The 12,139-nt window shown below is 66.8% G+C and carries 8 protein-coding genes; all 8 read right to left on the bottom strand.

From position 1 onward, the window contains the following. Positions 1 to 3,453 carry a type VI secretion system tip protein TssI/VgrG gene (tssI, locus tag QF040_RS00120; RefSeq protein WP_429609186.1) on the bottom strand — a complete coding sequence of 1,151 codons (3,453 nt, stop codon included), beginning with the start codon at positions 3,451 to 3,453 and terminating at the stop codon, positions 1 to 3. 16 nt (positions 3,454 to 3,469) lie between these two features. Next, a complete protein-coding gene (gene tssH, locus QF040_RS00115) occupies positions 3,470 to 6,175 on the bottom strand; it encodes a type VI secretion system ATPase TssH (RefSeq protein WP_429609185.1) in 2,706 nt (901 codons plus the stop codon). Continuing rightward, positions 6,162 to 7,172: a type VI secretion system baseplate subunit TssG gene (gene tssG, locus QF040_RS00110; protein ID WP_429609184.1), complete on the bottom strand. Its 1,011-nt coding sequence runs from the start codon at positions 7,170 to 7,172 to the stop codon at positions 6,162 to 6,164. Before tssG ends, tssH begins: the two co-directional genes overlap by 14 nt. Further along, a complete protein-coding gene (gene tssF / locus QF040_RS00105) occupies positions 7,160 to 8,944 on the bottom strand; it encodes a type VI secretion system baseplate subunit TssF (protein ID WP_429609183.1) in 1,785 nt (594 codons plus the stop codon). Before tssF ends, tssG begins: the two co-directional genes overlap by 13 nt. A 36-nt stretch (positions 8,945 to 8,980) precedes the next feature. Next, positions 8,981 to 9,412: a type VI secretion system baseplate subunit TssE gene (tssE, locus tag QF040_RS00100; RefSeq protein WP_429609182.1), complete on the bottom strand. Its 432-nt coding sequence runs from the start codon at positions 9,410 to 9,412 to the stop codon at positions 8,981 to 8,983. A 24-nt stretch (positions 9,413 to 9,436) separates the two neighbouring features. Beyond that, positions 9,437 to 9,925 (bottom strand): Hcp family type VI secretion system effector, encoded by a 489-nt coding sequence (locus tag QF040_RS00095; protein WP_042579186.1) that lies wholly within the window; start codon positions 9,923 to 9,925, stop codon positions 9,437 to 9,439. 215 nt (positions 9,926 to 10,140) lie between these two features. After that, complete coding sequence (gene tssC, locus QF040_RS00090; protein WP_429609181.1) at positions 10,141 to 11,628, bottom strand: type VI secretion system contractile sheath large subunit; 1,488 nt, start codon at positions 11,626 to 11,628, stop codon at positions 10,141 to 10,143. Between the two features lie 13 nt (positions 11,629 to 11,641). Further along, a complete protein-coding gene (gene tssB, locus QF040_RS00085) occupies positions 11,642 to 12,136 on the bottom strand; it encodes a type VI secretion system contractile sheath small subunit (RefSeq protein ID WP_042579188.1) in 495 nt (164 codons plus the stop codon). Positions 12,137 to 12,139 lie beyond the last annotated feature (3 nt).

The following is a 12,139-nucleotide window of genomic DNA, read 5'->3' as shown; positions in this document are numbered from 1 at the left end:
TCAGCCCAGCTTGATCAAGGTGCTGTCCAGCTCGACGCTGACCGGCAGGAATTTGGCCGTCGAGCTGCTGCAACTGATCTCCAGCCCGGCATCGGTGGCCTTCCAACCGGAGTTGCCGAAGGTCAGCGACGCCGAGCTGCCGTCGATGCTGATGCCTCGGGTCAGCGGCGCCGCCTTGATCGCGGCCATCGCATCGGCCTGCCTGGCCAACGCATCGTCCAGGTTCCGGCGCGCCTGCTTCTCGAACTGTTCGGCCGTCGTGATCGCGCGGAGCGTCGGATCGTCGGCCGGCAGGCTCTTGGGCTTTTCCAGCCACTGGGCGACGGCCGACCTTCGGGCAGCCTTCAGCGCGGCCCTGGACAGCGCCTTGGCCTCTGCGAGAGCAAGTTCGGCAGCCTCGTGCGCCGTCTCCATGGCCGACACCACGGTCGTGGCCGCTGCCAACAAGTCGATCCTCGCCATGTTGCCGATGTGGATCGCCGGCGCGGCCAACTCGAGCGCACCGGCCTTCGCCGAAACGAAGGACCCCGTTGAACTGAGGCTGGCCGTGTCGTCGTCGGCGGCCGCATAGGAAAAGCCCAGCACCTTGTTGTCGACGACATGGCCCACGACCCCCGTCGGCGCCTTGAAGAGGAGCTTGTCGGCAGCCAGCTTGATCAGCCTGGACTTCATGCGGATCGCGCCGCCGGTGGGAGGCTTCGCGTCCCATTCGGATTTCTTGCCCGCCGTGATGGAGACGCCCGTCGACGGCGACAGCGTCAATTCGCAGCGGACATCCAGCGGCGGGTCGGGCTGAACCAGCGGCGCGCCCGCGTCGTCGCCGTTGACGGTGTGCTGGATGCCGTCCACGCCCAGGCTCAGTTCGCTCATCAGCTTGAGGTCGTCGATCTCGGCCTGGAGCGTGCGTGCATAGGCTTGCATCAAGCCCATCGCAGTCACATTCAGGACGGCATCGAGGCCGAACTTGCCGATGATGCCGGGCCAGCCCTGCAGCGTCTGGCGGGCGGGGTTCGACGGGGCGGCCTGCGCGGCGGCGCGGCTCTTGTAGCGGTCGTCGATCTCCTTCTCTTTGGCAGCCCGCCAGACAGTCTCCGCAGCGGCACGCCTGGCGATGTCCACGGGAGGCGACCTGTCCTTGAGTTCGTTCCTCTCGGCTTTCTCGGCCGCCGACTCGATGGGACCGTTCTCGTACTTCTTGGAGATCTTGTCTTCTTCCGCCTTTCTCCACGCGGCGGCATCCTCTGCGCCCTTGGCCGCCTCCTTGGTGACTGCTTCCGGCGGCGACTCGGCCTTGAGCTTCTCTTTCTCGATGGCCTTGGCCTTGGCTTCCTCGTCGGCGAAGCGGAGGTCGTCGGCTTCCTGCGTCTTCTTGGCCTGCTTCTCGGCGGGCCCCAGTAAGGCGCCGTCGCCGCTCGCGTTCACCGCCATGCTGAAGATGGTCGACTGGGTGAAGTTCAGCGCCGTGTAGCCGGCGATCATCGCGCGCAGTTTCACCTTCGAGCTCTCCAGCGCGGCGGAGGTTTCCTCGTCCTCGAACGCGCCGGCCTGGATCTTCGCGGTCTTGTTGGACTTGCCGCCGAAGGAGCGCTTCAGGCTGAGGCCGTCGGAGTCGTCGATGGAGATGTTCTTGAGCCCGCTGGTGCCCTCGAACGAGCCCACGGCGGGCAGCGTCCCGAGATTGGCCTTCCAGCTGATGCTGGAGGACGCATCGATGCCGATCTTCGTGCCCATGGACACGTCGTTCGAGAAAGCCGCGCCGATCGACGCCTTGGTGCCCAGCGACAGCGAATTCGCAGGCCCGAAGCTCATCGAGTTGCTGTTGCCGAAGGACACCGAGTCCTTGCCGCCGGTGGTGGCCTCGTAGATGCTGCCGCCGCCTTCGGGATGGACCGAGCCGATGCCCAGGCTGCTCTTGTGGAACGGCGAATGCAGCCAGATCACTTCCTTGCCCTTGGTGTCGGCCATCAGCATCTGGTTGCCGCCCTTGGTGCTGATCAGGTTGTCCTGCGGGTTTCGCTGGTCGACCACGTTCGGCGTGACCGAATTGGGCACCGCCCCCAGGATCACAGGCTGGTCCGGGTCGCCGTCGGCGAAGGACAGCAGCACCTCCGTGCCCTTGTGCAGCGGAAAGTGCATGCCATGTTCTCTGCCCGCGTAAGGCGAGGCCATGCGCACCGGCGCCGAGCCCTTGGCCGCGCCCTTCTCGGTGCGGTCGAAGGGGATCTGCACCTTGTACTGGCCGTGCTCGTCGAGCTCGGCGTACTCGCCCGAGCCCTCCGCATCGACCGTGGCGCTCATGGTGCCGGCCACGCGCGGCTTGGGCGTGCTGCGCGCCGGGCGAAACTGCGTGGCCGCGGCCAGCGCGACGAAGGTGTTGCGATAGACGGTCTGCTCTTCGCGCGCGTTGAAGGGCGTCTTCAGCCCGGCGAGCAGCGTACCGGCCTGCGAGCCTTCGTGCGTGATCTCGGTAACCAGGTAGCGGCCGTTGAAGTCGTCGCGGTAGTGGTGCGACAGGTCCATGAAATGGCCGCTGCGCAGCCCCACCGCGGTGGCCTCGCCGCTGAACACGCGCTCGCCGCAACGCAGCTCCTGCGCGCGAATCCTGGCGTAGCGCTCGCCCTCCTCCTCGGTGCGGAAGTTCTCGCCATAGAGCATTTCCTCGCCGACACCGCTGGCCGAGACCTCGACCTGCGTCACCAGCGGCATGCCGGCGCGGCGGTGGTTGTAGTCCTGCAGCACCAGGCTGCGCGGCAGCGGCCGCGTGCGGCAGACCAGGCCCTGCACCGAGTCGGGCGTCTGCCCCACGTCGAGCTCGTCGGCCGGCCGGTAGCTGACGGCCAGCGCCGCGGCCGGCTGGGCCGTCTTGTCGTCGAGCAGAACCAGCCGATCGGCCCCGTCGGCCTGCTCGAAGTGGTAGTAGATGCCTTCACGCTCGAGCCAGCGCGAGATGAACGCCAGCGGCGTCTCCTGGTACTGGCACACGTAGCTGCGCGGACGATAGTCGCCCCTGAGCTTGAGCGTGTAGTCGCTGCCCGGTCTGAGCTTGGCGCCCTTCAGAAGGCTTTCGACGATCTCGGGAATCGTCTGCTCGTGCAGGTAAACCTCGGAATTGCGATACAGCGACAGCAGCCACAGGCGCGGCACCAGCACCGCGCGATAAAAGGTGAAGCCGCCCGCCTGGTGAAGCTGGTCGAACTCGGCCAGCACGCCCGCGTAGGGCGTGGCCTGCCTGCTGCCGTCGGGCGCGAAGATGCGCAGCTCCGCCTTGGCGGCCAGCACGCGCGCAAGGTCCAGCTGCGCGTCGTCGGAGACGAGCACCAGCTCGAATCGGTAGGGCCTGGAGATGGCCTCGAAGCCGCTCATGCGCACCACCGCGAAGGTGTCGGCCGGGCAGGCGTCGCTGCCGAACTCGAAGCGGCGGTCGGCGGGAAGGCGGTCGGAAAGGCTGCTCATGGCTCGGGCTCTTGGATCAGGCGACGGCCTCGGCCTCGGCCTCGGCCTGAACCTCGACCTCGGCGTCGAAGCGCACCGTGAACTCGCCCGCCGCATCCACATCGAGATGCACCGCGCTGGTCGGCTCGCCGCTGCCCATGCGCTGCAGCATCTGCTGCGACATCAGCGGCAGCACGTTGCCGCGCAGGATGAAGTCGATGTTGCGGGCGCCGGTCTCCACCTCGGTGCAGCGCGCCGCGATGCGCTCGACCACCGCGTCGGCAAAGGTGAAGCGCACCTTGTTGTTGTGCCCCAGCCGCAGGGCGATGCGCTCGAGCTTCAGGCGCACGATGCCGCCGAGCGCCTGGGCGTCGAGCGTCACGTACGGCACGATGGTCATGCGCGCGAGCAGCGCGGGCTTGAAGTGGCTCGAGAGCAGCGGCCGGATCGCGGTGGCGAGCACGGCCGGATCGACCGGCTCGTCGCCTTGCGTCATCTCGGTGATGACATCGGTGGCGAGGTTGGACGTGAGAAAGATGACGGTGTTGGCGAAGTCGATTTCCTTGCCCTCGCCGTCCGACAGCATCCCCTTGTCGAACACCTGGTAGAAAAGGTTCAGCACGTCCAGGTGGGCCTTCTCGACCTCGTCGAGCAGCACCACCGAGTAAGGCCGCTGGCGCACGGCCTCGGTCAGCAGGCCGCCTTCGCCGTAGCCCACATAGCCTGGCGGCGAACCGATCAGCCGGCTCACGTTGTGACGCTCCTGGAACTCGCTCATGTTCACGACCACGGTGGACTTCTCGTCGCCGAACAGCAGGTCCGCCACGGCCAGCGCGGTTTCGGTCTTGCCGACGCCCGACGGGCCGACCAGCAGGAACACGCCCAGCGGCTGGCGCGGGTCGTTCAGGCCCGAGCTCGCGGTCTTGACGATCTCCGCCACCTGGTCGAGCGCGGCGTCCTGGCCGCGGATGCGGCGCTTGAGCGCATCGGCCAGGCCCAGCGCGGTGCTCGCGCGGTCCTTCTGCATCTTGCCGACCGGCACACCGGTCCAGTCCGACACCACCTTGGCCACCACCTCGGGGTCGACATCGATGCGCACCAGCGCCTCGCCGCCCTGGGCCGCGGCGAAGGCGTGCTCGGCCTCGACCAGCGCGGCTTCGAGAGCCTGCAGTGCCGGCGCTTCGGGAGATTCACCTTGCCCGCCATGATCGCCTTGGTCGCGGCGCGCGGCGCCGAAGGCCGCGCGCGCATCGCGCAGCGCCTGGGCGGCGGCGCGCTGCGCCTGCCAGCGCGTGCGCAGTTGCTCGGCCTCGGCGGCCAGCGTGCCCATTTGCGCATCGATGTCGGCAAAACGCTGCGCATCCACGGGCTGTCGATGATCGACGTCCTGCCGCAGGCCGCGCTCCTCGCGTTCGAGCGCCTGCATGCGGCGTTCGGTGTCCTCGAGCCGGTCGGGCTTGGCATGCTGCAGCACCTTGACCCGCGCGCACGCGGTGTCGAGCAGGTCGACCGCCTTGTCGGGCAATTGGCGGCCCGTGATGTAGCGGCTGGAGAGTTCGGCCGCGGCCACCAGCGCATCGTCGCGAATGGCGACCTGGTGCACCTCCTCGTAGCGCTCGCGCAGGCCGCGCAGGATCTGCACCGCGGTGGCGACATCGGGCTCGTCGAGCTTCACCAGCTGGAAGCGGCGCGCCAGCGCGGCGTCCTTCTCGAAATACTTCTTGTATTCGGCCCAGGTGGTGGCGGCAATGGTGCGCAGCTCGCCGCGCGCGAGCGCGGGCTTCAGCAGGTTGGCCGCATCCGAGGTGCCGGCCTGGCCGCCGGCGCCGATGAGCGTGTGCGCCTCGTCGATGAAAAGGATGATCGGCGTGGCCGAAGCCTTGACCTCCTCGATGACGCCCTTCAGGCGATTCTCGAACTCGCCCTTCACGCTGGCGCCGGCCTGCAGCATGCCCATGTCCAGGCCCAGCAGCGTCACCTCCTTGAGCATCTCGGGCACGTCGCCTTCGACGATGCGCAGCGCCAGGCCCTCGACCACTGCGGTCTTGCCCACGCCGGGGTCGCCCACGCAGATCGGGTTGTTCTTGCGCCGGCGCGCGAGGATGTCCACCATCTGGCGAATCTCGGCGTCGCGGCCGAACACCGGGTCGATCTTGCCGGCGCGTGCCTTGTCGGTGAAGTTCTCGCAGTACTTGCCGATCGCACCGGCGGGCGCGCCGGGCGAGCCGCGCTCGAGGTCGGTGCCCTCTCCTGCGGCCGAAGGTTGGCCCTCGATCGAGCCGGCGCAGACGCTGGGAAATTGCTCGAGCAGGGTCTCCTTGCGCAGCGGGCTCAGCAGCGGCCCCAGGCCGCCGCCGGCATAGAACCCCGCGCGTGCCACCAGCGCCGCGAGCACCGCGCCGGAGCGGATGAGCGTCTGCCCAAGGTCCACCGAGCCCAGCAGCCAGGCGTCCTGCAGCAGTTCCAGCAGGAGCGGCGAGAACGCCGGCCGGCCCGCATTGCCGGTGCGCATCTCCTCCAGCACGCGGTCCACGCCGTGGCGCAGCGCGCCGGCGTCCACGCCGTTCTGGCGCAGCAGCAGCGAAATGTCCGCCTGCGGCTCGTCGAGCAGCCGGTGCAGCAGGTGTTCGAGCGTGATCTCGTAGTGGCCGCGCGAGATGCACAGCCCGGCCGCGTTCTCGAGCGAGGATTTGCAATAGCCGTCGAGGCGGCCGACGAGCGGCTTCAGGTCAACCAGCAACATGGGAAGAGGTCCTTGTGGAGGAAGTGAGGGGCGCCGCCAGGCGAAAGCCGACAGCCGGTGCATCGCCGTCGCGCTCGCCGGGCAGCCAGGTGTCCAGGCCCAGGCGCGACCAGACCGGCGCACCGAGACGCGCCTTGCGGCCCTGGTCGTTGCGCAGCCTGAGTTCGACGGCCACCTGCAACGGCCGCGTGAGATAGAAGCGCACCAGGAACTGCAGCCGACGATGCCCCGGCGCACCCGGCAGCAATTGCTGGAAAAGCGCCTCGGGCAGTTCGCCGATGACCAGGCGCAGCAGGTTGTCGCAGTCCTCGACCTGCACGCCGAGCGGGCAGGTTTCGCCCAATGCATGGCCCTGCATTCCGAGCCTCAGGCGCTGGTCGCTGGGGATCGACACCCACTGCGGCACGCAGGATTCGACCTCGACCGTGGCAGGCGCGAAGGCATCGGCCAGCAGCGTGCGAAGCCCCAGCGCCGAGCGCGTGTGCTGCGCGAACAGATTCAAATGGCGCAGCAGGCTTGCGGCATCGGGCGCAAGGCTCTCGCGCTGCGCGGGCGAGCCCAGGCCGGCAAAGGCGTAGAGGGTGTCGAGCGCCTCGGGGTCCCGGTCCTCGACCACGCGCATCTGCAGCCGGTATTTGCGCCAGGCATCGAACAGCTGCGGATAGAGCGAGCCATGCAGGATGTCGAAGAAGTCGCGCCGCGCGTGACGGCCCTCGCGCTCGTCGTCGAGCAGGTCTTCGGTATAGAAGGTCGGCAGCGGCGAGGACACGCCGTAGAGGCCGAAGAAGCTGGCCGTGACGCGGTAGGCGTCTTCACTGCCGTCCGCCGCGGCACCACGCATGCGCTCGATGCGCTCGATGTCGTTGTCGGGAAATCCCAGGCTCAGGTGGGGCCGCACGCGGATGTTGCTCACCCCGGCCCGGCGCAACAGCCGGATCGCCTGGAAGTAGCCGTAGTTCGATGCGCTCGCGCGCAGATCGTCTTTCAGAGCAGGCATTGCCGCCCCAGCCTGGCCGGCCATTCGAAGACCTCGCCCGTGTCGATGTCGCGCACCTCGAGCCGGGTGTAGGCGTTGATGGCCGCGTAGTCGCCCAGAAAACGCTCGATCACGCAGCCGAAGACATACAGGCCGCCCAGGCTGGCGAAGTGGCTGCTGCGGCAGCCCAGGCGCAGGCGCTGGCCGCTGAGCATGCGCCTGCCGATCAGCCGCGTCTCGGGCTCGGCGACGAGCGACTCGATGCCCGCAATGCGGTGGCGGTTGGCGATCTCGCGGCCGTGGTCCTGTCGCTCGGAGAAGATGTACAGGCCCAGCATCATCTTGAGGTTGGCCGCATCGGCCAGCGACAGGAAATTCAGCGAGATGTGCGAAATCATCCGCCACAGCAGGTGCTCGTCGGCCGGCGGATTGAGCTGCGGCGTGACCGGCCGGATGTTGCGAAACGACAGCCGCTCGGGCGAGTTGCTGGTGGGCTGGCTGATGTCGCCGAGCTTCAGGCTCTCGGGCAGCTCGTGGTTGGTGCAGGTGAGCGAGATGGACAGCGTCTCGGGCGCCAGCGGCTGGTGGCGCGGGGTGGCAATCGAGATGAACATGTCCTGGCCGCGGCCCACCGCCGAGGCACGGCGAGACAGCGAGTAGCTCGCCGGTACCTGGTTCGCCTGGCCCGGCAGGCCGGCCATGCCGAAGGGCAGGTACACGCGCTCCTCGCTCGCGCCCTGCGCATAGCCGACGACGCGGTCGACCGAGAAGATCTGGTAGTGGCCCTTCTTTTCGTTCTCTGGCCGCACGCGGTACTCGCTCGTGCGGTGCTCGTGCTGGATCGGTTCGCCCGGGTGCTCGAACAGGTTGAGCACCGGCACCACATTGAGTTGAAAGCTGTTGTCGCGCAGTTCGGGTGCCCACTGCGGCAGGTCCGTGAGCGTCAGCCAGACGCTGAACTGCTGGCCGCCGCGTGCGCCGCCCCAGCGCTCGAACCCGTCGAGCTCGACGAACAGCAGCTTCTCGGGCAGCGCGAAGTACTCCTGAATCACGCGAAAGCCCGAAAAGGCATGCTGCGGATAGGCCAGCATCTCGTGGTCGAAGCCGGCGCAGCGCAGCGCCTGGCGGCCCAGCGCAAAGCGTTCGCCGACCTGTTGCGGCCGGCCCGCCGGGACCTCGACTTGCTGCGGGCTTCCGGCCGCAACCTCGACCTGCGCCACGCGCGTCATCAGCAGCATCAGCAGGTTGCTGGCCTGCGCGAAGCCCCCGCCCAGGAAGAGCCGGATGGGCCCCCGCGCCCATTGCGCCAGGTCGATGCCCTGCAGCACGAAGTCCAGCCGCAGCGCGGGCGCACGGCCCGCATCGTGGACCAGCTCGAAACCGCGCAACGTCAGCGGCTCCACCTGCAGTGCATGGCTGATGCGAAAGCGGCAGCGCGTGCCGTCCACCGGCAAAGAGGCAAGTTCGCTGCCGGCGGGCACCCGCACGGCCTCGGTGAGCGGCGCCTTGGGCTCGAACATCACGAGGGTTGCCGCCGGCACCGGTCGCAGATAGTGCGGAAACAGCTGGTTGGCCAGTTCCTGGAGCAGCTCGGGAAACTCGTCGTCGAGCTTTTGCCGGGTCAGGCCGTTGAGGAAGGCCACGCCCTCGAGCAGCCGCTCCACGTCCGGGTCGCCCGAGGGCTCGGCCAACATCGGCGCAAGCGCCGGGTTGGCGCGCGCAAAGTCCACCGACAGCGTGCGCAATTGCTGCAGCTGGTCCTGGTAGTAGCGAAGAAAGGTGGCTTTGCTCATCTCTGTGGGCGCAGTGCGCGCGAGGCGCTCGATGCCTCAGCGCCTCAATGCATGGTCGGGAACGCTGACCTTGCCGTTGCTGCCGACGATGGTCGACAGTTGCAGCGGAATCTCCTGGCCGTCTACATCGAGCCGGCCATCGACATCGAAGCGCAGCGACATCGGGTCGCCCGGGTCGGCACGCAACGTGACCTGGGGCGCTCGCAGCCGGGGCTCGTAGCGCAGGATCACCTGCCGGATGGCGACTTCGATGTCGCGCACCGATCCGGCCGAGAGGCCGCCCGCAAGGTTGGTGAAGTCCGGCACGCCGAAGTGCGGATCGAGCGGCACGCTGCCCTGGCGGGTGTTCAGGATGCAGCGCAGGTGCGCGATCACCGAATCGATCAGCAGGCTCGCTCCCGCGGCGGCATGGCGCTCGGCACCGCTTTCCCAGCGGGCCACGCGTTCGAGCAGGCGGAATTCACTCACGGCGGGCGATCAGCCTCCGACCGGTCAGGACTTCGGCGCGAGCCAGGAATCCTCGGCCTCGATGCCGTCCGGATTGAAGGTCCAGGTGATCTTCTCGTAGGTGAACGCCACGTCTTCCATGTGTCCCATCTGCTTGTTCTCGGGGTTCAGGCAGTTGGGGGTCCAGGAACGGATGCTCGTGAGAATGGCGTTCTCGAGCTTGACCGTGTAGTACTTCTCTTCGGTGCCCTTGGGCGAGATCCGATAGAACTCGAGTTCCACCGACTTCATCTGTTCGCCCGAGGTGAGGGCCTGGAACAGCTTGGGCGAGGACTTGTCGATTTCCTTGGTCAGCGTGGTCGGACCGTGGACGCGCTTGCCGGTGGGCAGGCCGGTTTGCGGGCTCTTGGGAATTTCGATCGTGTGCTCGACGGCTTGCACGAGAATTTTTCCATCATGGCCCTTGACCTTGGTGGAGCCTTCGATTTTTCCTTGGTTTTGACCTTCGAGGGTGAGGTAGCACGGCATCGGCATTTGAGTACTTTCGTTATTCGGCAATTCATGCCGACATTTAAAACCCCGTTAATTCGAATAAAGCATTCCGCGGAATTCGAATTCCTTGTCGCAACCTGGGGCAGAGCTATTGGCTGCGTTGGCCTCAATTGTGTTGCGGTGCGGTTACCGCAACATTTCCTTTTGAACCGTCCAAGTTACCCATGCAACATGGACGGCCAATCCGGAAACAAGGGCTAATTCTTTTCGAGCTTGCCGACCAGCGACAGCGTGAAAGAGGCGCCCATGTACTTGAAATGCGGCCGTACCTTCAGGTCGACCCGGTACCAGCCCGGCTCGCCTTCGACGTCGACCACGTTGATCTCCGCCTGGCGCAGGGGACGGCGGCTGCGCACGCCGGCCGCGGGGTTGTCCATGTCGGCCACGTACTGGCGGATCCAGAGGTTGAGCTCCTTCTCGAGGTCGGCGCGCTCCTTCCACATCCCGATGTTTTCGCGCTGGATCACCTTGATGTAGTGCGCCAGCCGGCTCACCACGAAGATGTAGGGCAGCTGGGTGCTGAGCTTGTAGTTGAGCTCGGCTTCCTTGCCCTCCTTGCTCTGCCCGAAGAACTTGGGCTTCTGGGCCGAGTTGGCCGAGAAGAAGGCCGCGTTGTCGCTGTTCTTGCGCATCGTCAGGGCAATGAAGCCCTGCTCGGCCAGCTCGAACTCGCGCCGCTCCGAAATGAGAATGTCGGTCGGGATCTTGTTCTGGATCGCGCCCATCGACTCGTACGAATAGATCGGCAGGTCGGACACCGTGCCGCCGCCCTGCGGCCCGATCACGTTGGCGCACCAGCGGTAGTCGGCAAAGCTCTCGGTCAGTCGCGAGGCGAAGGCGAAGGCCGCGTTGCCCCAGAGAAAGTCCTTGTTGCCGCCGGCCACGCTCTCCTGGTAGTTGAATTTCTTGCTCGGCACCGTGTCGGCGCCATAGGGCGTGCGCAGCAGGAAATGCGGCAGGGTCAGGCCCACGTACCGCGCGTCCTGGCTCTCGCGAAAGGCATTCCACTTGACGAACTGCGGACCCTCGAACACCGAGGACAGGTCCTTCAGGTTCGGCAACTGCTCGAAAGTGTCGATGCCGAAGAACTGCGGCCCGGCGGACGCGATGAACGGCGTGTGGGCCATGGCGGCGGTGCTGGCTGCGTACTGCAGGAGCTTGACGTCCTGCGCGCCCGGGCCGAATTCGTAGTTGGCCACGATGGCGCCGAAAGGCTGTCCGCCGAACTGGCCGTATTCGGCCGTGTAGAGGTTCTTGTAGAGGCCCGACTTGGTCACGTCTGCGGCGTCCTCGAAGTCTTCCAGCAGCGTTTGCTTGCTGACATTGAGGATCTGGATCTTCACGTTCTCGCGGAAGTTGGTCCGGTCGACCAGGAACTTGAGCGAGCGCCAGGCGGACTCCATGGCCTGGAATTCGGGATGGTGCAGGATCGCGTCGACCGCGCCGCAGAGCTTTTTGTCGAGCCCCGCGATCATGTCGTCGACGGTCGCCTGCGTCACGCGCTCGACGGCATTCTGCGGCTCCAGCAGGTGCGAGATGAACGCCTGCAGTCCCTGGCGGGTGATCGGATAGGCGTCGTCGCCGGGCTTGACGCGCGCGGATTCGACCAGTTGGTCCAACAGCGAGGATGGGGCGGCATCGGCGGCTTGCGCCGAGGCGCCGGGCTGGGCTTGTGTTTCTTCCATGGCGGGCTTTCCGTTACTTTTCTTCGATGCCGAGTTCGCCCAGCAGGCGCGCGCGCACCTGTTCGTCCTGCACCAGCTCCTGCACGCGCTTGCGGAAATCGGGGATGTTGCCGATCGGGCCTTTGAGCGCCTTGAGCGCGTCGCGCAGCAACAGCAGCTGATGCAGCTCGGGCACCTTCCCGACGAGGGCGTCGGGCGAGAAGTCGTCGATCGACTCGAAGTTCAGCTTGACCGGCAGTTGCGTGCCTTCGGGTGCCTGCGGGTCGAGCTTGCTGTCGATGCCGATGCTCAGTTCGAGCTTCTGGGCCTTCAGGACGTCGTTGAAGTTGTCCTTGTCGACCGACACCGGCTTGGTGTCCTCGACGGCCTGGTCGCTGGCGCGCTGCGTGAAGTCGCCCAGCACCAGCAATTTCAGCGGCAATTCGACTTCCGACTGCGCATCGCCGACGGCGGGGCGATAAACGATATTGACGCGCTCCTTGGGAGCGACTGATCCATCGGCGGCCATTGA

Source organism: Variovorax sp. W2I14 (assembly GCF_050435205.1).
Lineage (GTDB): Bacteria > Pseudomonadota > Gammaproteobacteria > Burkholderiales > Burkholderiaceae_C > Variovorax > Variovorax paradoxus_C.
Note: the sequence above shows the minus strand (reverse complement) of the source record. Positions and strands in the feature narration are given on the sequence as shown.

What these genes read in the sequence shown, in the direction of transcription:
- tssI (WP_429609186.1), bottom strand. Translation starts at nt 3,453, where the DNA reads ATGAGCAGCCTTTCCGACCGCCTTCCCGCCGACCGCCGCTTCGAGTTC.
- tssH (WP_429609185.1), bottom strand. Translation starts at nt 6,175, where the DNA reads ATGTTGCTGGTTGACCTGAAGCCGCTCGTCGGCCGCCTCGACGGCTAT.
- tssG (WP_429609184.1), bottom strand. Translation starts at nt 7,172, where the DNA reads ATGCCTGCTCTGAAAGACGATCTGCGCGCGAGCGCATCGAACTACGGC.
- tssF (WP_429609183.1), bottom strand. Translation starts at nt 8,944, where the DNA reads ATGAGCAAAGCCACCTTTCTTCGCTACTACCAGGACCAGCTGCAGCAA.
- QF040_RS00095 (WP_042579186.1), bottom strand. Translation starts at nt 9,925, where the DNA reads ATGCCGATGCCGTGCTACCTCACCCTCGAAGGTCAAAACCAAGGAAAA.
- tssC (WP_429609181.1), bottom strand. Translation starts at nt 11,628, where the DNA reads ATGGAAGAAACACAAGCCCAGCCCGGCGCCTCGGCGCAAGCCGCCGAT.
- tssB (WP_042579188.1), bottom strand. Translation starts at nt 12,136, where the DNA reads ATGGCCGCCGATGGATCAGTCGCTCCCAAGGAGCGCGTCAATATCGTT.